At 59.0% G+C, this 24,888-nt stretch carries 18 protein-coding genes; 10 read left to right on the top strand and 8 right to left on the bottom strand.

Annotated features, from left to right (window positions below):
• Positions 1-2: 2 nt before the first annotated feature.
• Positions 3-1,202 (bottom strand): DUF2264 domain-containing protein, encoded by a 1,200-nt coding sequence (locus EDB95_RS12055; RefSeq protein WP_133993908.1) that lies wholly within the window; start codon positions 1,200-1,202, stop codon positions 3-5.
• A gap of 67 nt (positions 1,203-1,269) precedes the next feature.
• Entirely contained in the window at positions 1,270-1,665 is a 396-nt protein-coding gene (locus EDB95_RS12060) for a DUF6249 domain-containing protein (protein ID WP_211352094.1), read from the bottom strand.
• A 114-nt stretch (positions 1,666-1,779) separates the two neighbouring features.
• Between EDB95_RS12060 and EDB95_RS12065 the strand changes: the two genes are divergently transcribed.
• Both EDB95_RS12065 and EDB95_RS12070 read left to right on the top strand, forming a co-directional pair.
• Positions 1,780-2,331: an RNA polymerase sigma factor gene (locus tag EDB95_RS12065; protein WP_133993910.1), complete on the top strand. Its 552-nt coding sequence runs from the start codon at positions 1,780-1,782 to the stop codon at positions 2,329-2,331.
• 6 nt (positions 2,332-2,337) lie between these two features.
• Positions 2,338-2,787: an anti-sigma factor family protein gene (locus EDB95_RS12070; RefSeq protein ID WP_133993912.1), complete on the top strand. Its 450-nt coding sequence runs from the start codon at positions 2,338-2,340 to the stop codon at positions 2,785-2,787.
• On the opposite strand, the gene EDB95_RS12075 is transcribed toward EDB95_RS12070, so the two are convergent.
• Positions 2,784-5,141, bottom strand: a complete 2,358-nt coding sequence (locus EDB95_RS12075; protein ID WP_133993913.1) for an ABC transporter permease — start codon at positions 5,139-5,141, stop codon at positions 2,784-2,786. The two genes, EDB95_RS12070 and EDB95_RS12075, sit on opposite strands and share 4 nt — an antisense overlap.
• Before the next feature lie 128 nt (positions 5,142-5,269).
• Between EDB95_RS12075 and EDB95_RS12080 the strand changes: the two genes are divergently transcribed.
• Positions 5,270-7,666: an ABC transporter permease gene (locus tag EDB95_RS12080; protein WP_162852569.1), complete on the top strand. Its 2,397-nt coding sequence runs from the start codon at positions 5,270-5,272 to the stop codon at positions 7,664-7,666.
• 123 nt (positions 7,667-7,789) lie between these two features.
• On the opposite strand, the gene EDB95_RS12085 is transcribed toward EDB95_RS12080, so the two are convergent.
• Positions 7,790-8,983, bottom strand: coding sequence for a hypothetical protein (locus EDB95_RS12085; protein ID WP_133993918.1), 1,194 nt, complete (start codon positions 8,981-8,983; stop codon positions 7,790-7,792).
• A 100-nt stretch (positions 8,984-9,083) separates the two neighbouring features.
• Here EDB95_RS12085 and EDB95_RS12090 point away from each other — a divergent pair, with 100 nt between their 5' ends.
• Together EDB95_RS12090 and EDB95_RS12095 are read left to right on the top strand one after the other, a co-directional pair.
• On the top strand, positions 9,084-9,407 hold the full coding sequence (locus tag EDB95_RS12090; protein ID WP_133993920.1) for a hypothetical protein: 324 nt from the start codon (positions 9,084-9,086) through the stop codon (positions 9,405-9,407).
• A 14-nt stretch (positions 9,408-9,421) separates the two neighbouring features.
• The gene (locus EDB95_RS12095; protein WP_133993922.1) at positions 9,422-10,477 is read left to right on the top strand and encodes an amidohydrolase family protein; all 1,056 of its coding nucleotides are present in this window, start codon (positions 9,422-9,424) and stop codon (positions 10,475-10,477) included.
• A 105-nt stretch (positions 10,478-10,582) separates the two neighbouring features.
• Here the strand turns inward: EDB95_RS12095 and EDB95_RS12100 are convergent, their stop codons facing one another.
• Genes EDB95_RS12100 through EDB95_RS12115 form a run of 4 tightly spaced genes read right to left on the bottom strand, consistent with a single transcriptional unit; the run spans position 10,583 to position 16,793 of the window.
• Positions 10,583-12,196 (bottom strand): amidase, encoded by a 1,614-nt coding sequence (locus tag EDB95_RS12100; RefSeq protein WP_133993924.1) that lies wholly within the window; start codon positions 12,194-12,196, stop codon positions 10,583-10,585.
• Positions 12,175-12,525, bottom strand: coding sequence for a nuclear transport factor 2 family protein (locus EDB95_RS12105; protein ID WP_133993926.1), 351 nt, complete (start codon positions 12,523-12,525; stop codon positions 12,175-12,177). Before EDB95_RS12105 ends, EDB95_RS12100 begins: the two co-directional genes overlap by 22 nt.
• A 40-nt stretch (positions 12,526-12,565) precedes the next feature.
• Positions 12,566-15,616: a lantibiotic dehydratase gene (locus EDB95_RS12110; RefSeq protein ID WP_133993927.1), complete on the bottom strand. Its 3,051-nt coding sequence runs from the start codon at positions 15,614-15,616 to the stop codon at positions 12,566-12,568.
• Positions 15,617-15,620: 4 nt separating this feature from the next.
• Positions 15,621-16,793: a lanthionine synthetase C family protein gene (locus EDB95_RS12115; protein WP_133993929.1), complete on the bottom strand. Its 1,173-nt coding sequence runs from the start codon at positions 16,791-16,793 to the stop codon at positions 15,621-15,623.
• Between the two features lie 192 nt (positions 16,794-16,985).
• Between EDB95_RS12115 and EDB95_RS12120 the strand changes: the two genes are divergently transcribed.
• From EDB95_RS12120 to EDB95_RS12140, 5 genes are all read left to right on the top strand, one after another.
• A complete protein-coding gene (locus EDB95_RS12120) occupies positions 16,986-18,278 on the top strand; it encodes an RICIN domain-containing protein (protein ID WP_133993931.1) in 1,293 nt (430 codons plus the stop codon).
• Positions 18,279-18,368: 90 nt separating this feature from the next.
• Complete coding sequence (locus EDB95_RS12125; protein ID WP_162852570.1) at positions 18,369-18,926, top strand: RNA polymerase sigma factor; 558 nt, start codon at positions 18,369-18,371, stop codon at positions 18,924-18,926.
• A gap of 68 nt (positions 18,927-18,994) precedes the next feature.
• Positions 18,995-20,164 (top strand): FecR family protein, encoded by a 1,170-nt coding sequence (locus EDB95_RS12130; RefSeq protein ID WP_162852571.1) that lies wholly within the window; start codon positions 18,995-18,997, stop codon positions 20,162-20,164.
• Positions 20,165-20,248: 84 nt separating this feature from the next.
• The gene (locus EDB95_RS12135; protein WP_133993937.1) at positions 20,249-23,509 is read left to right on the top strand and encodes a SusC/RagA family TonB-linked outer membrane protein; all 3,261 of its coding nucleotides are present in this window, start codon (positions 20,249-20,251) and stop codon (positions 23,507-23,509) included.
• A 12-nt stretch (positions 23,510-23,521) separates the two neighbouring features.
• A complete protein-coding gene (locus EDB95_RS12140; protein WP_133993939.1) occupies positions 23,522-24,883 on the top strand; it encodes a RagB/SusD family nutrient uptake outer membrane protein in 1,362 nt (453 codons plus the stop codon).
• Positions 24,884-24,888 lie beyond the last annotated feature (5 nt).

Genomic DNA, 24,888 nt, shown 5'->3' on the forward strand with positions numbered 1-24,888 from the left:
AGTTAATCAATAGCGTGATCAGGAGTAATATCTTGCCCGCTCCATATTTTTTGGGCGGTCCAGGGCATAGGTGCCCCGGCCCAAAAGGGATCGGTCTCGGGCAGCCCCAGGGGGAGGAAAATATTGGCGCAGAGATAGCCGCTGCCGGTGGTAATATACCAGTCGGCGAGGTCGGGTTGGCTACCGGCCAGGCCCATCTGGAGCCAGCCGTCGGCGCTGAATGTGCCGGGGGCGTCGAGGGTTTTGTGGAGGACGGCGGTGAGGGCGCAACGGACCTGGGCCGGGACAAGGGCGGAGGGGAGCGCCTGCCGCCAGGCCATGTCGGCTAAGTGGTGAAAGGCACCGCCGCGGTAAACGATGGACCGGCCGGTGGCGGGATAGCTGCCGTCGGTATTGATGAGCCGTTCCTGGATTTCGGCATAGCGTTCGTTCCTTTGCCGGACGGTGGCGAGCATCCCATGATAGCGGTCGCCGGCGATGGTCAGGATTTCAAAAAGATAGGGGTGGATGACGTAGCTGTTGTAATAATCCCAGTGGTATTCGGGCCCGTCGGAGTAAACGCCGTCGCCGATGTACCATTGCTCCATCTGGCGGAGGGCGTAGTCGATGCGGACCTTGTCCCAGGGGAGGCCGTAGTGGCAAAAAAAGGCCTCGATCATTCCCTGGAAAAGCAGCCAGTTGTTAAAGGCGGGCACAATAGAACGGGTCCGTATAAACGCGTCGGCGACCTGGCGGCGGGTGGTGGTGTCGAGGTGTTCCCAAAGCCAGGGGCAGCGCAGAAAAGCAAGGGCGAGGTAGGAGGCGTCTACGAGGGGCTGGCCGCCGGCGTCCCAGGCCATGTAGTCTTTGGCGGCGGGGTTGACGGCGTTGCCGATGGCCTTGAGGGCCCACGCACGGTATTGGGTGCGAAGGGCCACTTCTTTGGCGGACCCGCCTTCGCCGCCCAGCCAGGGAGCGATCCCGCTCATCAGGCGTCCAAAGGCTTCGAGGTAGGCGTCCTGGCTGCGCAGCGCAGCGTTATCGATCTTGGGGGAAAGTTTGACCGGCATGGCCTGGCGGAGGTTGTCCTTGGCCAGGTTGGAAAGGACGGGCCGGGCGAGTTTGTCCATCGTTTCGAGCCAGTAGGCACGGTCGGCGGTTTGGGAAAAAACCGCGACCGGTGCGCACAAGAAGAGTAGCAACGCGAATCGTCTAAAAGTCATAGGCTCAAAGGTATCCAATAGACCGATCGCGGCACTCCGCATTTACGACAACGTTGTAGTGCCCACCTTATTTTTCCTTGTCCAATAACTCCTTCTTCTCAATCCTATAGGAAACAATAAGCCCCAGCCCTCCGCCGATGGCGATCAGCGCAAAATAGATAGGCACGTTCTCGCCGTTGGGATGATGGCCCCAGGTCTCCTGGACATGGCCGACGTTGTAAAGGACAAAGTTGTCAAGGAAGTAGGCGATGAAGAGTCCCAGACCGGCGCCGGTCAGCAGAAGACCCCATTTGAGGTTGCGGAAGGGCGCCGGGCGCGGACGCAAAGGTCTTTGCCGGGGATCCAGGCCCTTGTCGATCATGGCCATATTCTCTTTATTGGCCATATAGCGCAACCCGTAAATCGTTGCAAAAACAGTTAAGGTGCTGATAATCAACCAAAAAACAACCATTTCCGGTCCCATAATATACGTTTTGTACTGAGACGCGGAAGGAAAGAAGGAGGTTACCGGCGGAAGAAACTATTTTTACAAAGAACCGTGTAACCTCTGCGGCAGAAGGGTAGTCTCATGGGATCGATGCAGACAGGACAAACCGACGCGGAATTGATCCACCGGATACGGAAGGGGGAACACACTCTTTTTGCGTGTCTCGTGGAGCGGTACCAGTCGTATGTGTTTACGCTGGTGTTGCGGCAGATGGGGAACCGGGAGGACGCGGAGGAAGTGGCGCAAGACGTCTTTGTAAAGGCGTACCGCTCGCTGGCGGATTTTCGGGGGGACGCGCGGTTCAGTACGTGGTTGTATACCATCGTGAAGACGAGCTGTGCGACCTTTCTAAGAAGGAAGCGACCTGTCATCAATTCTTTGGACAAGGTAGAGCTCGCGGCGGATACGCAAAACCCTGCGGAAACCCGCTCCCGGCACGACGCGCTGAACCGGGCGATCCGGTTGCTGAGTCCGGAGGATGCACAGGTCCTGACGTTGTTTTACCAGGGGGAACAAACCCTGGAGGAGATCGGACGGATCATGGGGCTGGAGACGAATACCGTCAAGGTGCGGTTGCACCGTGCGCGGCACCGCCTGAGGGAGGTGATCGAAAAACACTATCGAAGGGAAAGCATAAATTGAACCATTATGGAAGAGCGTTTGTGGGACTTTATCGATGGGAGGGCGGACGCCTCGGAAAGGGCGGCCGTGGAGGCGTTGCTGGCGACGGATGGAGCCGCCCGCGAAAAATACGCGGAGCTGCTGGAGCTCCATGAGGCGTTGCACGCCTCGGGTTTGGAAGAGCCCGGTGTCCGTTTTACCAAGAACGTGATGGAAGCCATTGCACCGGTGCCTTATGTCAACAAGCGCGTGATCCGCGGGATTGCCGTGTTGTTGCTGTCCTTGATCGGCGTCGTATTGGTCTATATACTCCTTCAAATCCCGAGCTTTCCCAAAGGGAAAAACCTGCCCATGCCGGTCATTAGTATACCTGACATACAATTGAATCCTTACGTCAGCATCGTTTGCGTTTTTGTGGCAGTGGTATCCGGGTTCATTGCCTTGGACGCCCTTTTGCACAAAAAGAAAACCGCCTAATCTACACGCATATTTTTCGCCGGGTTCATCATCGCCGCCCTTAGCCCCTGACCGCTGACGGTGACCAGGGCCAGCAACACCATGCCCGCACCGGCAATGGCAAAAATCCACCAATGTAAGGCCGTATGGAGGGGAAAGCGTTCCAGCCACCAGTGCATACCGGCATACGCCAGGGGAAAAGCAACGAGCAGCGCGATGGCGGACAGGCGTACAAAGTCGCGGGACAACAACCCCCACAGGTGTAGTACGCTTGCACCGAGGACCTTCCGGATGCTGATTTCGCGGGTGCGTTGCTCCGCCATAAACGCGGCAAGACCAAAAAGCCCCAGACAGGAAATAAAGATCGCCAGACCGGCAAAGATAGCGGCGAGCTGGCCGGTGCGCTGGAGCTCGGCCAGCTTGTGCGCGTCCTCGTCGTCGTTGATGTGATAGATAAAAGGGCTTGACGGGTTGTATTTTTTGCAGGCGGCCGACAGGGCGTCGAGCGCTTTTTGCATGGCTACGCCGGTTTTGATCCGGAGGGTGATCACGTCGGTGTAACCGCGCTCGATAAAAAGGGCGGGTTCGATCGGTGCATAAGGTTCGTTGGTCAGCATATCCCCGACGATGCCGATGACCTTATAAGGGTGTCCGAAGAATTTGACGGTCTCGCCGATGAGGTGGGGATGGCCGATGGTCCTGGCCGCTGTTTCATTGAGGACCATGGCGTCGGAGTCGCTGGGGAAGGTCCGGGAAAAGTCCCGTCCCGCGGTCACTTTCCAGTCTATGGTGGGCCCGAATTCGGGCGTCACCGTGACGTTCCGGAAATCGATGGAACGCTGGCCGGGGTCCATGCCCGTCCATTCCAGGCTGTTGTTACTCCCAAAAAGGGTCATGGATTGGGACGCGCGCGCCGCGTTTTCAAAAAGACCGGTAGCCAGCAGGTCCGTGCGGAATGCTGGGTAGTGTTGATCGAAGTCCGGGGTATTGATGGGCACGGTCACCAGGCCCGCGCGGTCATAACCGAGCGGCCGGTTCTGTGCAAACTGAATTTGATTATAGACGATAAGGGTGCCGATGATCAGGGTGAGCGATACGGTGAACTGGAGCACGACAAGCACTTTCCGTGGCAACGACGCATAACGCCCTGCACGGAAGACGCCTTTCAACACCTTGATGGGTTTGAAGGACGAGAGGTAGAAGGCGGGATAACTGCCTGCTACCAGGCCGGTCAGCAGGGTAAAGCCCAGCAGCATCCCCCAGAAGGGAAGACTACGCCACGGCAGTTCCATGGCTTTGTCTGCAATACTATTGAAAAAGGGGAGTGTGAGCTGGACGAGGAGGATCGAGAGCACACTGCCGATCATGGCCACCAGAACGGATTCCACCAGGAACTGGGCCACCAGCTGCCGGTGAAGCGTACCCACCGTTTTGCGGATACCCACCTCACGGGCGCGTTTTTCGCTCCGGGCCGTGGACAGGTTCATAAAGTTGATACACGCCAGCAAAAGCACGAAAAAACCGATGACCCCCATGAGCCACACGATCTGCCGGTGCATGTCGGTGGGTTGCCCGTCGATGATTTCGTTGGTGAAGTGGAGCTTGTCGAGGGGCTGAAGATACACGCCTTCCGTATCCTCCTTTACAAACGGGGTGGGGACATTCCTGACCCTCGCCGTGGCTTGCCCATCCGTCACGCCCTCCCTGAGCTGGACAAATTGTTTGGTGCCGTGGTTGTTCCACTCGGTGACCGTGTTCAGGTAGTTGTTTTTGCTGTTCCAGGACAAAAGGACCTGCACCGTGTTGAAGGTGGTATTCCGGGGCAGGTCTTCGTATACACCGCCCACGCGCATGTCGAGTGCGTTAAAGACCCGGACGGTTTTGTTGACGGGATCGGCGTTCCCAAAAAGTGCTTTGGCCATGGACGCAGACAACAGGAGGGTAGTGGGGTCGGCCAGCGCCGCTGTCGTACCTCGGATCATCTGGAACGTAAACATCTCCGGTAATTCCGGCTGTGCCCAGACCGTGGTCGCGGTCAGGTGTTTGTCATTGACGCCGAGGAGGGGATCGAATGGCCAGGACACCAGCGCCGTGCGTTCGAAAAGGTCTTTATAGTTGTCGTGCAGGGCATTGCCCATAGGGGTGGCAATGGTGGGGCCGATATAGAGGTGTCCTTGTCCCTGCTGGGACAGGAGCACTTCGGCGATCTTCCCGTGGTTGGGATGGTAGTGGTCAAACGTCAGCTCGTCGTTGATCCAAAGACCGATGAGCAGGGCAATGGCCATCCCCAGGGCGAGACCGGAAATATTGATCACAGACTGGACCTGGCTACGGGACAGGCGGCGCAGGGCGATCTTGCAGTAGTTGAGCAGCATGTATCCCAAGACACCAAAACGATGCCGGTGTACAAATGATTGATTGTGATCATTTTGGCATTGAGGTGGCGTTCGTTTTCGATACAGCCCGCTATCCGGACCGTACGAAAAATTGGCTAACTTGGCACATGCTCCGGCATTACCTCCATATCGCCTGGCGTCAGCTGGTCAAACACCGGGGCGCCAATGTCGTCAAACTTGTCGGTCTGTCCATCGGGATGGCCTGTTGTATGCTGATCCTTGTCTATTTGTCGGACGAACTCAGCTATAATACCTTCCATCGGCACTACGCGGATATTTACCGGGTCAACTTCAACAACGCAACGGACCGGCGCAAGATGTCTAGCGCCCCCGTATCGGCAGGGCCGGCCATTGCGCAGGATGTGCCGGGTATTGTGGCCGTGGGGCGTTTGTACAACCGGAGCGGGATCATGGAAGCAGGCTCCCTGAAGTACCAGGAGACAGGCGTCGTCTTTGCGGATCGAAGCATCTTTGACATCTTTTCGTTTCATTTCCTCGAAGGCGCGCCGGGAGGGCTGGTGCTGACCAGGGATATGGCCCGTAAGTATTTCGGTCAGGCCTCCGCGGTAGGGCGGACATTGGTGTATGAGCACAAGGCGCCCTTGCAGGTGACCGGGGTGGTGGACAATTGGCCTGCCACGTCAGACATACATTTCGACTTCCTGATCCCCTTTGAAACCCTTTATTCAGTGGAAAACCAGGCGACGGGGGACTTTCTGCGCACCAACTGGCTTTTCAACCCTGCGGACACCTACGTCCTGCTCCACCCGGGTCAGGATGCGGCGGCGCTCGCCCCTGCGGTGCGCGGGTTGACCCGCAAGTACGGAGACGAGCGCGTGGCGAAATTCTGGTCCCTGTCGCTCCAGCCTTTGCGCGACATCCACCTGTACGCATCGGATGTCGAAGGCAATCCGAGCACCAACAGCATCACCTACATCTACATCTTTGTGGCCATCGCATTTCTCATCCTGGTGATCGCCAACATCAACTTTATCAACCTTTCCAACGCCCAGGCCCTGACGCGTATCGCCGAGATCGGAGTACGCAAGGTGGCCGGCGCGGGGCATACGCAGCTGATCCTGCAATTTCTGGGTGAAGGTCTTCTATTGTGCTTTATCGCCTTTTTGTTGGGGCTTGGGCTCGCCTTTCCGGCGCTCCCCCTCGTCCGGGAGGTGACGGGGGAGGCGCTCCACCCGGCCGTCCTGGGACAGGGGCGTGTCGTGGGTGGGTTGCTCCTCCTTTTCCTTTGTACCGGTTTGATGGCCGGTCTCTACCCCGCGCTTTTTATCACGCGGTTTGGGGCCGGGGCCTTGATCAAGGGGCGCACAAAAATCGGCGGCCGGTTGATCCGGCAGGTCCTGATCGTCACCCAGTTCACCATCGCCGTGGCCCTGATCATCGGGGCGGTGGTCATCCACCGTCAGTTATCCTACCTACGGGAAAAGCCCCTGGGCTTCCGCAAGGACCAGGTCCTGGTGTTACCCTTGTTTGGGAAAGCCTCTTCCCCCATCAGCAACAGCGTGGACGGCCCCCTCCGCGCCCGGATGAACGCCTTTGAAGACGATCTCCGCGCCTACAGCGGCATACAGGGCGTCACCCTCGCGTCCGTCCTCCCCGGTACGCCTTTTGTCGAGGGGTTGGTGATCCCCCAGGGGTTCACCGAACGCGACAATATTTTCCTCCCCTGGGCCTCCGTCGACTATGATTTTATAGAAACGATGGGTATTCAGGTCGTCGCCGGCCGCGGCTTTTCCAAGGCCGCCGGTACCGACAACACCCAGGCGTTTATCCTCAACGAGTCCGCGGTCCGCCGTTTCGGCTGGGCAAGCCCCCGGGACGCCATCGGCAAAACAATGATCAGGGGTAATATGATTAATGGAAAAAGAGGGTTTGTGATCGGCGTCGTCAAGGATTTTAATTTCGCCAAGCTGGACCAGCCGCTTCAGCCGATGATTATGGACGTGAATGTACCCCGGTTTACCACTTTTGCGGTGCGCGTCAGCGCGCCTTCTGCATTGGCGTATATCCGCTCTGCCTGGTCCTCACACTTCCCCGACCTCGTTTTTGACTACAGCTTTCTCGACGAAGACATCAACGCGCTGTATAAAGCCCAGGAAAACCTCTCCAGGCTCGTCGGTTATTTTGCCGCGCTGGCCATCTTTATTTCGGGGATCGGGATCTTTAGCCTCGCCTCTTTTGTGGCCACCCGCCGGACCAAGGAAATCGGCATCCGCAAGGTACTAGGCGCAGGAACAAGGACCATCGTCGTTCTCCTGCTCCGCGACTTCCAGGTGCAGGTCGTCCTGGCCCTCCTCTTAGCGTCGCCCCTTGCCTGGTTTGCCATGAACCGCTGGCTGCACGACTTCGCCTACCGCACATCCATCGGCTGGGGCATCTTTGCCTTTGCCGCCGCGGGGACGCTCGCCGTGACGATCCTCACCGTGGGGTTCCACGGGGTGCGGGCTTCGCTGGTGAATCCGGTGGAGAGTTTGCGGGTGGACTAGCGCCACTCTGGCGCCCGGACGCGCCGCTACGGCGTGCCGCTCTGGGGCGCGCATCCCACTATCGCTCGGGCGTGCACCGGCTTGGCGCTCGCGTGCGTCACGCTAACGCTCGCCCGCGTCACGCTAACGCTCGGGGACCGTGCGGTCCCGGTCCCTGGCCCGTTCTTCGAGCTCCTGCTCGCGTTCTTTCTGCTCCCTAGCGACCTCTTCCTGTAGCACCTTGTCGCTGGCTGCGGCGACGTCCTTTTGCGGGTCATGGTTTCCCGTCAGGCGGAGCCACCGGAACCCTTTGTCGAGGAAGACGTCCCCCCGGTCTTCGATCAGGCCGGTGACGTAGTCGCCGATCGGGCCGTTGACGAGGCTTTGCAACCCCAGGACCTGGCCGAAGATCAGTTTTGTGCCTTCGAGCGTGGCGTTGTATTCGCGCGCGCTGGCGCGGGATTGGGCGTCGAGGTCGCCGAGGCGCGGGGCGGCGGCGGTCCCCACCGGCGCTGTCGCTGCACCGGGTGGCGCGTCCACGGGCGACCTCTCGGTTGCAGTCGGCGCTGTCGCTTCGCTGGGCTGCGCCGTCGCCAGCGCTGGTGCGGCGCCCTCCACCTGCCGCTCCGCGACCGCCTCCGCCACCCCCTCCCCGGAGATGCGCGGATCCTGGAACAACACCTGGTAGTAGGTTTTGGTCGCCTCGTCCATCGCAGCCACGTGCGCTTGAAGCGCCTGCGCCGCGAGGGTTTTGCGCTGGTTGTCGTGGGTGTTTCGTTGAAGGGCGAGCCCATGCCCGCGGACGGTCTTTGCAATCGGGTCCGCGGTGAAAAAGGTATACCCGGCGACGACGGACAACACCAACGCTACCCGCGAGAACCAGTCACGAAGCGTGGCAAACCGGCCGAGTAATTGCCAGCGGGGCAGCAGGCGGGTGAGCAACACCAGCGCGATGACGACAACGCAAATGATCAGCGTGGGTTTCCAGCCGCTGAGCGCTTCTGCTTTTTCCGACGCTTCTGAAATAAAGTTCTCCGCGGACCGGAGCGCCGGGGTCAGGTCCCGGGTGGAGAACCACGCCAGGCAAAGCGCGACGAGTCCGTAGCAGAATAATACAATGCCCAAACCGGTGGTCACACACCACAGGAATTCCCGGGTGAGCGCAGCGAGGGGATGCTTGTTGCGGTGGAGCAGGTAGAGCAGACCCACACTGCCCAACAGCGGTGGGGCAACGGGTTCCGCGTAGGTCAGCAAAAGAACGGCGGCCACGGCGATTGCCAGCCACAACATAGTCACGAGGAATTCCCGGGTATCGTAGTCAAGAGGTTTTTTTCCCATCGCCGTCAAGATAATACGGGGACAGGGTCGCGCACACCGTAAAAACACCCGGTGTCCTTATGAAGAAATTTGCCTAATTTATGAGAAATACCCCTCGGCTATGGAATTATCCGTTACACTAAATGGGAACAATCATCCCAACGAGTTGCTTACGCTAAAGACTTTTATCAAAAGAGCCGGCATCGAGGGTCTCGAAGGCGTGGACCTGGCCCGTGGCGTCGGCCCCCTCGACGCCCTCAAGGCAAATCTGAAAAAAGCCGAAAAACCCCTCTTCGAATTGGTGAAGTGTCTTCAAAAATACGCGGACAACTACCGCACCCGGGTGGTTGTCAAAACGCCCGGAGGGAAGGACTATACCCTGGAAAACGGGAAAGACCTGCGACCGGACCAGATCCAGGCGGTAGTGGACGGTCTCCTCAAGTGAGCTATCTTTAGCCCATGCGTATCGTCACCCTGGAAGAGCACGTTTGCTTCCCTGATCTTGTACGGCAATACCTGCCTGGCGCCGGCCGGCATTCTACAGATCCTCTCGCGCCGCAGCAGGCAAACCCGCTCGCGCCGCCGCAGGCAGACCCCCTCGCGCCGCCGCAGGCGGACCCGCTTGGGTCGCTGCTCACGGGCCCGCTTGCGCCCCTGCTGGCCGACGTTGACGGCGCCCGTCTCGACGCCATGGACCAGCACGGGATCACGTACCAGGTTCTGTCCGTCGTAGGGCCCGGGGCTGAAGCCCTGGAAGGCCCGGAGGGTGTCAACATGGCGCGGGCCTACAACGATAGGCTGGCCGCAGAGATCCAGCACCACCCCGACCGTTTCGGCGCCTTTGCACACCTCCCCATGGCGTTGCCCTGGGCGGCGGCGGACGAGCTCGACCGGACCGTCAGCGAATACGATTTCAAAGGAGCGTTGATCAAAGGCATGACGCAGGGTGTTTTTCTGGACGACCCCGCCTATGCACCCCTGCTCGAAAGGGCGGCGCGCCTGGACGTACCCTTGTACCTGCACCCCGGTCCGCCGCCCCCGGCGGTCGATAAGGCCTATTTCAGCGGTCTCCCCAAGGGCGCGGGGCTCCAGCTCTCCCTGTCCGGCTGGGGCTGGCACGCGGAAACCGCGCTTCACGTGTTGCGGCTGATCGTGTCCGGTACGTTCGACAAGTTTCCCGACCTCCGGATCATCATCGGCCACAACGGCGAGATGTTGCCCATGATGATGGCGCGTATCGACGAGAAGTTCAAGGTGGGTGCCACGGGTCTTCAACAAAGAAGCGTCAGCCGTACGCTCCGGGACCAGGTTTTTGTCACCACCAGCGGTATGTTTACGCTGACGCCCCTCCAGGCGGCCATCGACACCTTTGGCATCGAGCGCGTGCTTTTTTCCGTGGATTATCCGTTTAGTACCCTGGAAGAGGGGAGGCGGTTCCTGGATGGATTGCCGCTGGATAAGGAGGCCAAGATGTTGCTCGCGCATGCGAATGCGGAGCGGGTGCTCGCGATCTAAGGGGGCGGCGCGCAGTAGCGCCCCGTGAGCCGCGCCCCCGTGCCCCCGTGCCCCCGTGCCCCCGTGCCCCGTGAGCCGCGCCCCCGCGGTTCGGGGCCGCGCCCCTCAGGGAATAAACGCCTTCGCAAACCCCGGCACCGCCCGCTTCGGCCTCGCCTGCTCAAAGCTATACGCCATATCCAAAAGAACGGGCTCCTGATAAGCGCTCCCCATAAAAGAAAACCCGACAGGCAATCCCATCACCGTTCCCATGGGCACCGTGATGTGCGGATAGCCGGCCATGGCGGCGGGCCCGGAAAAAGAAAAGCCGGTATCATAGTCGCCGGTGATGAGGTCGATGCAACAGGCGAGACCGTTGGTCACGCCTGCGATGGCGTCGAGGCGTTGGGTGTGCATCAGGTCGTCGATCGTTTTGCGGGACCCCAGTACTTTTGCCAGCGCTTCTTTGTATTCCGTGCTGTCCAATCCGCCTTTTTTGTCGGAGGACTCCAAGGTTTCCTGTTGGAAAAAGGGCATTGCCTTTGCCACGTTGGCGCGGTTAAAGGCGATCACGTCGGTGAGCGACCGGGGTTTGGCATGGGGCGCCTGCGCCAGGTAGCGGTTGACGCCGTCCTTGAACTCATATTGCAAGACGGTGAACTCGGCGTGGCCGATGGGTTCCAGGGCCTTGAGGAGGTCCACCTCCACCACCTCGGCCCCTTGTTGTTTGAGCAGGTCGATGGCCTTGTTGTATAACGCGACCACCCCCTCGTGTCCATGCAGGAAGGAGCGCTCGATGCCGATGCGTTTTCCTTTCAGGCCCTTGCCGGTCAGGAAGACCGTGTAGTCTTTCAGGCCTTTGCCGGTGCCGGTCGCCGGGTCCCGGGGATCCACGCCTGTCAGCGCGCCGAGCAGGACGGCGGCGTCGCGGACCGTCCGCGCCATCGGACCGGCGGTGTCCTGTGTCGCGGAGATGGGAATGATCCCGCTCCGGCTCCACAACCCTACCGTGGGTTTGATCCCCACCAACCCGTTGACCGAGGAGGGGGACACGATGGACCCGTTTGTTTCCGTGCCGATACCGATCACGCAAAGATTGGCCGACACGGCCGACCCCGTGCCAGCGCTGGATCCCGACGGATTCCTGTCCAGGATAAAGGGGCAATGTGTTTGCCCGCCCCGGCTGCTCCACCCGCTGGTGGACCGCTCGGAACGGAAGTTCGCCCACTCGCTCAGGTTTGTTTTCCCCAGCAGTACGGCACCCGCCTCCCGCAATTTGCCAACGATAAAGGCGTCCTGAGTGGCGATGTTTCCTTCCATCGCCAGCGCCCCCGCCGTGGTCATCATCTTGTCCCCGGAATCGATATTGTCCTTGATCAGCACCGGGATCCCGTGTAGGGGGCCACGGACCTTCCCATTTTTTCTTTCCTTGTCCAGGTCGTCTGCAATGGAGAGCGCATCCGGGTTGAGCTCGATCACCGCGCGGAGCAGGGGGTCGACCGCTGCGATTCTTTTCAGGTAGGCCTCCGTCAATGAGCGGGCGGTATGCGTCCCCTGCTGCATCTTTTGCTGTAAGCCGTCGATGGTGGATTCGTCGAGGTCGAAGGGAGGAACCACGGCCGCCCCGGTTGCGGTCGTGTCGGCATTCTTGTGGCCCGTCGATGATGGCTGGCACCCGGCCAGTGCCAGTGCGGAGACACCGGCGAGGGAGCCGGTCTTTAGGAAGGAGCGTCTGAGCATAGCTCCAATATATCCATTTTCCTGATCAATCCCTGCTCCAAAGTATATAAGTGGACCACCGTCGTGTCGACCAGGAGCGCACCGTCCAGACCATGGACGACCTGGTGGACGGTGACCCGGACCCGGCCATCGGAGAGCGTATCGATGCGGGTCGGCGTCACCTTTGGATCAAGGGTCTTCCATTGACTGACCCAGTAGTCGCGGACCTGTTCCGGACCGTGGGCATAACCGCCGTCCCAGGCTTTTGGCCATTCGACGTCCGGGTGCATCCGGGCGAGCAGGGTAGGGAGGTCGCGGGCGTTAAAGGCGGCATAAAGTTCATGGTTCATGGTGGGGCGTTTATTGTAAGTGCCGCCAACAAAGGAAATATCACCCCGCCGGGAGCCGCGCCGCCGTGATCGCCAGTTGCGACGCATAATATTTCTCCAGAAAATGATACACGACCAGCTCGTGTTTGCGCGGCTGCGCGATAAACAGCCTGTTTAGATACATGTGGATCAGGCTCTGCACGAATGCGGCCCCGCCGCCGATCCGCGTGATGATCGGCGCGTTCATCCGGCTCCTGACCGTCAGCAGATCCGTCCCTTCACGGATCTCGTTCTGGTCGTCAAGGGCCGGGTCCATGTGCGAAAACAGCCACTTCTGATGGTTCCTGTATTTCTCATTGAGCGTTTGCTGCAAACGCAACTGCCCACCGAATTCCTGGAAAAAACCTTTTTGCAAACCCTGGAACAGGCTCCTTTTTTCCCCGAGGGTAAAGTGGAAGTCGTCCAATAAGGCGTCCGTACCCCTGAGGGCAAACAACAACCGGTATTTCTCCCCCTCCGCGCCCTCGAACAGGTCGATAAGCCCCAAAACGGCGCGGCTGTCGTTACCAAACATGCGCTCCACGTCGGCCATCCGATAGTCACCGTATCGTTCCAGTTCCCGGGTGTAGGTGTCCAGGACGACCTTATCGACAAGGCCGCTCTCTATAAAGGGATGCAACAGGGGGGTAAGTGCTTCGCGGAGGCGTTCGTGGCGCCGGGGATCGCTGTTGTAAAATCGGATCCGCAGGTGGGAAAAGTCATCTTTATAGCGAATAAAAAAGAAGTGTTCGAAAAGACCCTCTTGCCGGACAAAAGGCAGGAGGAGCTTTTTTAAAAGGGTCTCCCCGGTTTTTCGTCCGCAGTAGATCTTGTAGTAAAGCCACTCGCTGCCGGGGATGAATTTCCGTTGAACGGCCGCGGGCTCCGGTGCGCCGCCGTCGCGGACGTCCGCAGCCCCACCACGCGCCCCCGCGCCCGACGCGGGCGAACCCTCTAACCGCACCGGTATAATCAACTCATTCGTAAACGCCCTCCCCTCCCCATCCCGCACTACGCAATTCTCTTCCGTAAACAGGAACTCTTCCAGCATAATCCGCTTATGTCGCTGGAGGTAGTGCGTAAAAAGCGCGACACCCGCGGCGGTGTCGAAGTCGATCAGGAGCTCGTTGTCGGCCTCTGCATACACAACGCGGCCGGGGACGTTCCACTGGCGGCGGAATTCCGCGATGTCGCGCACGGCGCGTTCTTCCACGATCCACCGCGCCTTCCGAAGAATGATATTTTTATACGTTACCCTGGGTAGGAAAGGCGCAGGAGCCACCGCCCCCCAATCCCAGATATTGGGCATCGCCAGATCCTGCAACTGCAGATCGCAAAGAAACTTGTATACCGGAAGGCTGTTGTGGCTATAGTTGTGGGCGGAAGTAAGGCGCGGCAACACGCGTTTGCCGTGGGTCTTGCTGCGCAGGACGACCTGCCCCTGGCGCACGCTGATCAGGAGGTCGTCGACGGGGATCTGGCCGGCGGCCCCGGAAGCGCCCACATAGGGGATCTCGAAGCGGCGGAGTACCGGCCGGAGGATGACGTTGCCGATCCGGGCCTGGGGGAGGTGGGCTACCTCCGCGTACAATATGTCGGATTGTTGTTCTTCTTCCTCCCGGAGGATCGCCTGCGTAAACCGGCACAGGTCCGGGTCGCCGTGGGTAAACCGGCCGAAGAGGTTGGCGGCACCGGGACCACCGAAGGAGCTCAGGTCGAAAAGAAAATGGTCTTTGTCGAGGACACCGTCCGCGGACAAAAGGCTGCCCATCAGAAAGAGTTGTCCGGGAAAACGATGGCCGGACACTTTGTCTGCGAGGGCCTTTAGTTCTTGTTCTTCCAAAAAAATACCCGTCCGCCCGTGGCGAAGAAAATCGTGGTATTTATCCAGGACAAATTGCTGGATAAAGTCGTTGCTTAAGGACCCGGCGTCACCGCCCGGGTGGGGGAGGCCGTCGAGCCATTCGTTTTCCCCCGCGAGCTCGTCTCCCACGCCGGCGTAGCCTACGCCTACGTCGCCGTCAAGGGCGATGGATAAGGGGACTTCGGCTTCTTCCCATCGCTGGACAAAAGCATTTTTAAAGTCGTTGAGGTCCGCGTTTTGATGCCGGCGGGAGAGGTACATCAGGTCGGATGCCTGTGCGAGGAGCGCCTCCACCAGCGTCTTGTCCAGGGTGCGCCCCGCGGCGGACAGATAGAGGTCGGTCTGGAGCGTATTCCGGGGGACGCCGCCGGGGAGGTCTATCCGGCGGAGGGCTTCGTCGATAGCGACATACGATTCCACGCTGTGTTGCGGCAGACGGGTCAGGTCACGGATATGGCGCAAGTCGCTTAAAACGGCAGGGGGCTCCAAAAGCGCGGAGAGCTGCCCGATCAACCGGTCGATGGGTTCTTCCCCCGTCACACAGGGCTCCAGCTCGGACAGCAACAACTGCGCCTCGCACAACTGCAGCAAAAAGCCGTCCGCCTCTTCGGCGGTCACCTGTTCTGTTTCCATAAGCACCACGCGGAGCTCCTCCAGCCGGCGGCCGTGGCGCCCTGCCTCCAGGAGGGCATTAAGGTAAGGAGTCCTTTCTATGGAGGTCAACTGGTACTTCCGGACATTGTTCGCGATGGTATACTCCACATACCGGTAGGTATCCCCGACCGTATACAGGCTGTTGTTGGTCAAAAACCGGAGCTGTCCCCTGGTGGCCGGGTCTTCCGTCAGGACGTGGACCAACTGCGCGACATAGTTCATGTCCAGCCGGACGCTCCGGCGGTGCGCGCCGGGCGCATCGAGGACAAGGCTGGTGGGCTTGCCCTCCATATCCACCAACGTACTCCCGGCAAAAGTCGCATAAGGCGTAGCACGCGTACACCCCCGGAGCCAGTACTTATGGAGGGAAAGGGTCAGCTTATCGCGTTTTTTACCGGTAAGCGCATCCCGTTTCTTATACTCGCTCCACAATTCGGGAGAGGACAGGTAAAGGGCTTCTTCGAAAATCGGTTCTTCCCGGGGAGGCTGGCCGGCCAGGAGAAGGCTTCCCACCGGCGTCCGGAGGAGAGCCTTGTCATACGATGTGAGTGTCAACGATTCAACTGTTTAACATGAGACAATGGTCCCAACCGAGGTCTCCGGTCAGGTAGGCCAGCAGGACGATCCCGATACCGACCGGGCCTTCCAGAAAACCCATCTGGTTCCTGTAGCCCTCGCTGGGGCTGTCATACATTTTATACCCGGCGATGCCGTCGGGATGGGTGGCGTAACCGATCGTGCGCTCGATCCAGGCGTCACAGGCGGTCTGGAAAACGGGCAGGCCCGTGTCCCGCCACAACCGGTGATAGATGTGGGCGATGCCCGCGCTGCCGTGGCAGAGACACGCGTCGTTGACCAGGGTTTGCGCATGGGTGCGCCGATGGGTGCTTTTGGACAGGATGTCCACCCCCAGCGAACGGAGACGGGTATCCTGAAAAACCTGCCCGGCCCGGTAAAGGGAGTAGGCGACACCGAGGTCTCCATAACACCAGCCCAGGCGGCTCGTCTTGTCCGAAATGCCTTTGCCGGCGATGCTCGGGAAAAAGTTCTCCCGGGTATCCGTGTTGATGTTGTCCACCATATACGCGATCAACCGCCGGGCAATCGCCTCCGCCTCCCAGGCGCAGACGTCCTGCCGGCAACACTGGACGCAAAACAGCAGAAGGCTCGGCAGCCCGTGGGCAAGACCCAGGTTGACCTCGCCCGGCACGGGGACCTGCTTTTCGTAGCTAAAGCGCGGGATCGCCCGGCCGTCTGTGCTTTTCCCAAAAAGTGCGTACAGCCGGCGGAGAAATTCCCTGAAGAACGCGTCCCGACCTTCGTCCATGGCGTACAAAAGGTAGTGGGCAATCCCCGTCGCCCCATGGAGAAAGTCATAGTTGCCCTGTTCGAGCAGGATGAGGGCCGTTTCCTCAAAGGGCTCTTTGGGGTCGCACAGAAACCGCCAATCGTTCTCTTCCAGTATGCCTTCTTTGTACAGGTAAGTGAACAGCCAGCGAACGCCCGCCGCCCCTCCGCAAAAAAGAGGGTTGGTCGTGTCGATCGAATCCTCCGCCAACTGCTGGATCGCTTCCCCGAAGTCCACGGCGCCGGCCGCATTTCCCCCGTGTTTTTGAAAAAGGTAGTCAAAAAGGATAAGACCTGCCCTTCCGACGTAAAGGGACGGATCGGTCGTTGCCATCCAAGGGCGGGTGTCGTGGTGAATCCGTGCGATGGTGTCCTGGATGTCCATCAAATAAATGTAAGCCAAAGGCCGCGAAAAAAAATAGCGCTGCTACATTAAATTAACTAGATGACTTGAGCAGGTGTCCGAACACTGTCGTACGAAAAAGTTCTTTCTCCACCAGTTTCGCCGATTTTTCATACCTTAGGAATCCTGTGTAAGGTGTGTAGACAACATCCGTCTTTAAACAAACACACCATAATGAAACAAACAATTGCTTTGTCTATCGGGTGCGCCCTTTTGTTGGGGGCGTGCACCAAATCTTTTAAGGATTCCAAAAGCCTGCCGGAAGTATCGTCCTTTGCCAGCATCCCGGGCCAGACCAGTACCTGGGTCACGGTGACCGACAGTACCTCTTTTGCCAACTACACCAATTTCGACGAACACTGGAACTACCTCTATCCCTGGGGGTCGGACCACAACGGGAGCGCGCGTATGTATGGGAGCGACAGCGATCACAGCCAGATCTACCTCAACGGGGACGGCTCACTGACGCTAAAGGCGAATCCCGATACGGACGCCACCCCCAGTTCTAAGTCGCCCTACCTGGCGATCCACTATCATTCGGGGACCATTTATTCCAAACACCAGATCCAGATCGACACGACCTATCCCTATTGGGAAGTAAGCGTCGACCTGCAGGCACCCACCACCTATGGGACATGGCCGGCATTCTGGCTGACCGGCGTCAATACCTGGCCGCCCGAAAGCGACATCGCAGAGGTCAAAGGGTCCACGTCCGTCTGGGCCAATACCTACACCGGTAGCTGGCAGACCCACTCCACCACCGTCAGCGACGCCGCCACGGCCTGGCACCATTACAAAGCCGTATACAACCTGCTCAAAAATACCAACGGCACCTGGTCCAGCAACGTCGAGATCCAGTACTTCGTTGACGACAACCTCGTGTCCGTCCAGACCGGGACCAGCTTTGAAGGGTCCCCCATGTGGCTCATCATCGACCTCCAGATGGAAGGCTCCAGCGGCAGCCCCGGACCCAACTATGACGTGTACTACAATATCAAAGACGTCACCATCCGCAAGGGTACCACCCCCTTCGACCCCAATTCCTTTTACCGCCTGGTCAACGTCAACAGCGGGATGGTCGCCGCCGTTCCCAGCGCCTCCACCACCCAGGGCGTGACGCTGATCCAATGGCCCTGGGAAGGCGGGAACGAACAACAATGGCAGATCGCGACCGTGGGTACAAGCACGTACGCCCTGGTCAACCGCAACAGCGGCCAGGTGATCGACATCCGCGGCAGCTCCACCACCGAAGGCGCCAGCATCGTCCAGAACGACTATAGCGGGGCCGGCAGCCAGCTGTGGTCCATTGCCGACATCGGCGGCGGGTACTACACCGTGACCAACAGCAACAGCGGGTATGTCATGGATGTGAGCGGCGGGCTAAAAACCCAGGGGGATACGCTTCTGCAGTGGGCGTACCATACGGGGACGAACCAGCAGTGGGAGATTGTGCGGTGGTTGCCGTAGGTTTCGCGCCAATCGCATGAAAATGTGTAATTTGAGCCCGTTAGCGCGCGCCTGGTATTGAAACGAGAAAGTCCACATAACGAGCCCGAATTGTTACAACGGCTGGCGGAGGGGGATGTGTCCGCCTACCGGGCGCTTTATGAGTTTTATTGGGACCAGGTCTATGGCACCGCCTTCCACCTGACCAAGTCCCCCGAACAATCCAAGGACCTTGCCCAGGACATTTTTTTCAAGCTGTGGACAAACCGGGAACGGCTGGCCGGGGTCAACGAGCTTCGGAACTATTTGTTCATCGTTTCCCGGAACGCCGTTTGGGACTACCTGCGTACCCAGGTCTTCCGGGAATCGAACCGGGGTTTCCTGGAACAATACATGACCTATACCCAGGCCTCCCCCCAGGAAATCGTGGAACAGAAAGAACTGGACGGGGCCGCGCTGGCCGCCATCGACCGGTTGCCACCCCAGCTCAGACAGGTGTTCCGGCTAAGCAGGATCGAAGGGCTCACACACGAAGAGATCGCCCGCCGGATGAACATCACCCCGCTTTCCTCGAAGACGTATATGGTCCGTGCGCTGGCATTCCTGAGGGAGGAGCTGGGCAGGAACGGCCCTAAGCTGCTCGTTTTGTGGACGATGAGCCACCTTTAAAAAATTCTTATTTTTTTTTGAAAACAATGTTCTCTTCGGAGAATGTCATCCGTCTTTATATGGATAGTATGTCTGAAAACCGCTTGCTGGAAGTCTTTAAACATTACCTGGATGACACCATCAGCCCGGAGGAGCTGGCTTTTTTGTTCGAATGGATGAAGGGCAAGGGCTTTGAGGGGGACCTCGACGAGGTGTTGACCGCGGCTTTTGCGAATCCCGCCCTTGCCGAACCCGGCGCGCCGGAGGATAAGGAGGAGGTGTGGGCGGCCCTGGCGGACCGCATGCGCGAGGAGCGCCGGCCATTCATACGCCGATGGCTAGTCACCTCGTTGTCGGCCGCGGCGGCGGTCTTGTTGGTGGGAGGGTACTTGTTGTGGCACAAGGGTAGCCCCGCACTAGCGCCCCAAGCGCAAACGCCGGCGGCCGCAACAACCGCGCCGGCCAAGGCCTTCGACGCGCCGCCCGGTATCAAGGGCGCGACGCTGACGCTGGCCAATGGCTCGGTGGTATCGCTGGACCCTGGCGCGGCCGATCACCTGCCGGATCAGCAGGGCAGCGCGCGGCTATCGAGGAACGGCCATCAGCTGGTGTACGCCGCGGGCGCAACTGGCGCCGCCCTGTACAACCTCCTGAAAACCGCCCGCGGCCGCGAATACACCTTAGTGCTCTCCGACGGCACCAAAGCCTGGCTAAACGCCGGAAGCTCGATCCGCTTCCCGGTACAGTTCGAGGGCAACCGGCGCGAAGTGGAGGTAACAGGAGAGGTATATTTCGAGGTCGCAACGGAGAAGGATAAACCCTTTGTCGTGCGGTCGGGTGGGGTAGAGACCACGGTGCTGGGGACGCATTTTGACGTCATGAGCTATAGCGACGAGCCGCGGACGGAAGTGACCTTATTGCAGGGGTCGGTGCGGGTGAACGGCACATTGCTCACACCGGGGGAACAGGCAAATGTCAGTCGCGAGACCGGCGCGCTCGTTAAGGCGGACGCCGACGGCAAACGGGTAACCGCCTGGACAAGGGGCCTCCTGGACCTCGACAACGGAGACTTTGGCGCGCTGATGCGGCAGATCTCCCGCTGGTACGACGTGGACGTGGTGTTTGAAGGGATGCCGAAGGGCGTGCACATCGGCGGGCTTGTACACAGGGATGTACGCCTCAGTATGTTGCTGGGATACCTCGCGGACAACGGGGTTCACTATAAGACGGAAGGGAAAACTATAACCATCCTACCATAAAACCAAACAGACAAAAAAAACCGGACGCTGGTTGCAACAGCGCCCGGAAGAGAAAATTTTAAAACAAACTAACTGTACAAAAGTATGCATCTACTTCAAGATGGCAAAGCCTTTGCCAAAAGGCCGTCCTTTGCCCTCGCCAAACTGCTTTTGATCATGAGACTGACCGCTCTGATGCTTCTGGCCGCCTCCCTTCACGTAAGCGCCAGGTCTTATTCCCAAACCGTGACGATCGCCTCGAAGCGGATGACCCTGGAAGGGGTTTTCCGGGAAATCGAAGCCCAGACGGGTTATTCGGTATTGTGGAACGAAAACCTTTTTGACAAAACCTACCACGTGCAGCTCGACGTTAAAGACGCGCCGCTCGCCAGCGTGCTGGACTTATGTCTGCGCGGCCTTCCCCTCAGCTACAAGATCGAAAACCGGGTCGTGTTGATCGAAGCGGCGGCGCTCCCCACCATCATCACGGTGACGGGGGTAGTGACCGAATCGGGTACCGGGCGGCCGCTTGCCGGGGCCACTGTAAAAATCAAAGGAACCCAGATCGGCGTCACGGCCGACGCCAACGGACGCTTCTCTCTCCCGGGTGTAGACCCCGAAGCCGTTTTGGTGGTCAGTTTTGTCGGCTACCAGGAAACCGAAATCCCCTTGAGAAACCGGAAGACGCTCGTCGTAGCGCTCCGCGAAAAACCTACCGCGCTCAACGAAACCCTGATCATTGGGTATGGTACGACCAGCCGCGAACGGAGCACAGGGTCGATCAGCACCATCTCGGCGGAAACGATCCACGACCAGCCCGTATCCAACCCCCTCTCCGCCCTGGAAGGAAGGGTGACCGGCTTGAATGTCGTCACCACCAGCGGTCGCCCGGGCGCCAACATCCAGGTACAGCTCCGCGGAACCAACTCTATTGGTGCGGGGACCGATCCTTTATACATCATCGACGGGGTACCCTACAATTCCACACCGCTCAACCAGTTTGACTATTTAGGCGACCCGCCCGTCGGGGATCAAAGCCCGCTGAACAGCATCAACCCCAACGACATCGAAAGCATCAGCGTGTTGAAGGACGCCGACGCCACGGCCATCTACGGTTCCCGGGGCGCCAACGGGGTCATCCTGATCACCACCAAACGCGCCCGGAACACCAACGGCAAAGTCGTTGCCAGCGCCGACGTATACGAGGGCTGGGGGCGCATGGCGCACTACATGGACCTCCTCAATACCCCGCAATACCTGAAGCTGCGGAAACAGGCCTACACCAATGATGGGCTCAACTACCTGGATCCCACGCAAAGCCCGGCCGACCTTACCGTATTCAGCCAAACCCAAAATACCAACTGGCAAAAGCTGCTCCTCGGGAATACCGCGCATACTACCAACGCCAGCGTCCGGTTGGAAACCGGGGCGGACCTGAGCCGGTTTTCGCTGGGGCTTACCTATCGCAAAGAATCCACCATTTACCCGGGCAGTAATGCGGATCAGCGGATGTCGGCCAACATGAACTACGACTTTACCTCCTTCGACCGGAAGTTCGGGTTACAGATGACCAATAGTTTTTCCTATGATAAAAACGACATGATGTCGGGGGACCCGGCTACCTCTATCCTCTCTGTGCCCAACCAGGCCCCGTATACGGCTACGGGCGCCTTGAACTGGAACGGGCTTGGGAACCTCACCAACCCGCTGGCGGTCATGTACCAGCCGTTTAACAATACGACCAGCAACCTGATCTCCAACGCAGTCGTGCACTACCAGGTGCTGCCCACCCTGGATCTGAAGGTCAGCGCGGGGTATAACCAGGCGGTCATGAACCAGGTGAATACTTTTCCTTCCACTTCCGCCGCGCCCAGCGCCTATTACCAGCCGTTCGCCCAGTTTGGCCGGACGTCGCTGGGCAGTTGGGTCGTGGAGCCCCAGCTCAATTACTTCCTGAACATCAGCAAGGGCCGGTTGTCCTTCCTGGCCGGGTCCACCCTGCAACGGCGGGTGACCGACGGGGATTATATCTATGCCTATGGCTATAGCTCGGACCTGTTGCTCAACTCCCCCGCGGCCGCAGGGAGCACTTATATGTCTTACAACAACGCGGACTACCGGTATGCGTCCGTGTTCGGCCGGTTAAACTATGACTGGCTGGGCAAATACATCATCAGCTTCAACGCCCGCCGGGATGGATCCTCCCGTTTCGGACCCGACAAACGCTACGGGAACTTCGGTTCCGTGGGCGCCGCCTGGGTCTTTAGCAAGGAAGGATTTATGAAAGGGGCGCAAAAGTGGCTGAACTTTGGAAAGGTCAGGGCCAGCTACGGCACCACTGGGAACGACCAGATCGGGGACTATGGATATTCCAGCAACTATTCGACGCCCTATGCCCGGTCCTTCCAGGGGATCACCGCCCTGGTACCCGGGAACCTGTCCAACAGCCAGTACAGCTGGGAATCGGACAAAAAGCTGAATATCGGGCTTGACCTTGGTTTTGCCGACAGCCGGATCCTGGTCACCGCCGATTACTACCGCAACCGCACCGGCAATCAGCTCGTCGGTTATGCCTTGCCCGCCATTACCGGCTTTACCACCGTGCAATACAACCTGCCGGCGGTGATCCAAAACAAGGGGCTCGAACTGGATATTACCAGCGTGAACATCCGCATCAAAAATTTTACCTGGAAGACAACGCTCAACCTGACCGTCCCGAAAAACCAGTTGTTGAAATTCCCCAACCTCGCCGGCAGCTCCTACGCGTATAGCTATGCGATCGGGCAATCGGTCAACGTGGCCAAGGGATACCAGCTTCTGCGGATCGACAGCACCGGGAACCCGGTCTACCTTCAAGACCACAGCGGGGCCGACGAACGCGTAGTGCTGGGCAACACCGATCCGAAATTTTACGGCGGGATTCAAAACTCGTTTACGTATAAGAGTTGGAACCTGAGGTTCTTTGTCCAGCTAGACAAAAAGGATGGCTACAACTACCTGTCCTCTACTTTTTATCCCATGGGCTCCGAAAACAATTTCGACGCGCTGGCGCTCCAGGCCTGGACCACGCCGGGTCAAAACACCGCCGTTCCAAAGGCAACGACCTCGAACTATAACTGGTACTACTATACCAGTTCGTCCGCGGCTTTTGGGGACGCGTCTTACCTGCGGTTAAAAACGGTCTATCTTTCGTATGAACTTCCCCGGGCAGCCTTGGCCAAGATCGGCGCCACCAGGGCCTCGGTCTATGTCCAAGGATATAACCTGTTTACCATCACCGGTTACCGCGGTCTCGATCCCGAAACCGGGGGCGTATTCACACCCGTCGTCCGGACCCTTACCGGGGGCATTCAACTTTCATTTTAACGCTCGATCCACATGAACAAGAAATATCTCTTCATAGCGCTTTTGGCACTGACGTCCTGCAAAAAATTCCTCACGCCCGATCCGGAAAAGAACGCCATACAATCGACCACGGTGTTCACCTCCGATGGCTCCGCCACGTCCGCCATCCTGGGGATCTATACCTCGATGATGTACGGCAGCCTCGGGAGCACCTGTTTCAACGGGAGCCTGGGTGTATACCTGGGTTTTGCATCGGACGAGCTCAACGATTTTACCCAGCGCTACCCGGACTGGGTAAAAGACCAGGTCAACTATACGGGCTATGCGCCGAACTACTACCTGTGGTCCACCGCTTACTATACCATTTACCAGTCCAACGCCGCCATCGAAGGACTGACGGCTTCCACCAGCCTGTCCGATTCCATAAAGACCCAACTGCTGGGGGAGGCCTACTTTATCCGCGCGTTTAGTTACTTCACGCTGACAAATATGTACGGGGCCGTACCGCTGACGGTGACATCCGATTACAGCGCCAATGCCTCCCTGGCGCGTACGGATTCCGCCGCCGTATACCAGCAGGTCGTGTCCGATTTGCAAAAAGCGTCCGTATTATTGACGGCATCCTATCCCTCTTCCAACATGGTCCGCGCCAACCGCTATGTCGCACAGGCCCTGCTGGCCAGGGTATACCTCTACCAGCAACACTATGCGCAGGCAGAAGCGGAAGCCGATTCCGTTTTGTCCGGACCCTACCAACTGGTGTCCAGCCTCCAAGGTGTTTTTCAAAAAAACAGCAACGAGGTCATCTGGCAGTTGCTGCCCGTTTCCGAGGCCAGCCAGAATGCCTATGACTTCGGCTGGTACACGCCGGCCAACGCCACCAGCGGCCCCATTTATTACCTGACGCCTTCCCTGGCCGGCAGCTTCGAAGCCGGGGACAAGCGCAAGACCTCGTGGGTGACCGCCTATCCCTATATGGGGACGACGTACTACTATGCGTCGAAATATGTCACGGCGCCTTCCGCCGCCGCCGCTCAATACAACGTCGTCCTGCGCCTGGCGGAACAGTACCTGATCCGCGCCGAAGCCCGCGCCTGGCAAAACAACCTGTCCGGAGCCGCGTCCGACCTGAATGCCGTGCGCAGCCGCGCCGGTCTGGCGGCCACCACCGCCACCACCCAGGCGGGTTTGCTCACCGCGATCGCCCACGAACGCCAGGTGGAACTGTTCACCGAATGGGGCCACCGCTGGTTCGACCTCAAACGGACCGGCACGATCAACACGGTCCTTGGGACGTTAAAACCTACCTGGACCAGCGACGCGCAACTGTTGCCGATTCCGCTGAAGGAAATATCGGCCGATCCGAACCTGACACAAAATCCTGGATATAATTAATAAAG

This window comes from Dinghuibacter silviterrae (assembly GCF_004366355.1).
Classification (GTDB): domain Bacteria; phylum Bacteroidota; class Bacteroidia; order Chitinophagales; family Chitinophagaceae; genus Dinghuibacter; species Dinghuibacter silviterrae.

What these genes read in the sequence shown, in the direction of transcription:
- EDB95_RS12090 (WP_133993920.1), top strand. Translation starts at nt 9,084, where the DNA reads ATGGAATTATCCGTTACACTAAATGGGAACAATCATCCCAACGAGTTG.
- EDB95_RS12055 (WP_133993908.1), bottom strand. Translation starts at nt 1,202, where the DNA reads ATGACTTTTAGACGATTCGCGTTGCTACTCTTCTTGTGCGCACCGGTC.
- EDB95_RS12100 (WP_133993924.1), bottom strand. Translation starts at nt 12,196, where the DNA reads ATGCTCAGACGCTCCTTCCTAAAGACCGGCTCCCTCGCCGGTGTCTCC.
- EDB95_RS12120 (WP_133993931.1), top strand. Translation starts at nt 16,986, where the DNA reads ATGAAACAAACAATTGCTTTGTCTATCGGGTGCGCCCTTTTGTTGGGG.
- EDB95_RS12140 (WP_133993939.1), top strand. Translation starts at nt 23,522, where the DNA reads ATGAACAAGAAATATCTCTTCATAGCGCTTTTGGCACTGACGTCCTGC.
- EDB95_RS12105 (WP_133993926.1), bottom strand. Translation starts at nt 12,525, where the DNA reads ATGAACCATGAACTTTATGCCGCCTTTAACGCCCGCGACCTCCCTACC.
- EDB95_RS12075 (WP_133993913.1), bottom strand. Translation starts at nt 5,141, where the DNA reads ATGCTGCTCAACTACTGCAAGATCGCCCTGCGCCGCCTGTCCCGTAGC.
- EDB95_RS12085 (WP_133993918.1), bottom strand. Translation starts at nt 8,983, where the DNA reads ATGGGAAAAAAACCTCTTGACTACGATACCCGGGAATTCCTCGTGACT.
- EDB95_RS12130 (WP_162852571.1), top strand. Translation starts at nt 18,995, where the DNA reads ATGTCTGAAAACCGCTTGCTGGAAGTCTTTAAACATTACCTGGATGAC.
- EDB95_RS12095 (WP_133993922.1), top strand. Translation starts at nt 9,422, where the DNA reads ATGCGTATCGTCACCCTGGAAGAGCACGTTTGCTTCCCTGATCTTGTA.
- EDB95_RS12080 (WP_162852569.1), top strand. Translation starts at nt 5,270, where the DNA reads ATGCTCCGGCATTACCTCCATATCGCCTGGCGTCAGCTGGTCAAACAC.
- EDB95_RS12115 (WP_133993929.1), bottom strand. Translation starts at nt 16,793, where the DNA reads ATGGACATCCAGGACACCATCGCACGGATTCACCACGACACCCGCCCT.
- EDB95_RS12065 (WP_133993910.1), top strand. Translation starts at nt 1,780, where the DNA reads ATGCAGACAGGACAAACCGACGCGGAATTGATCCACCGGATACGGAAG.
- EDB95_RS12070 (WP_133993912.1), top strand. Translation starts at nt 2,338, where the DNA reads ATGGAAGAGCGTTTGTGGGACTTTATCGATGGGAGGGCGGACGCCTCG.
- EDB95_RS12135 (WP_133993937.1), top strand. Translation starts at nt 20,249, where the DNA reads ATGCATCTACTTCAAGATGGCAAAGCCTTTGCCAAAAGGCCGTCCTTT.
- EDB95_RS12060 (WP_211352094.1), bottom strand. Translation starts at nt 1,665, where the DNA reads ATGGGACCGGAAATGGTTGTTTTTTGGTTGATTATCAGCACCTTAACT.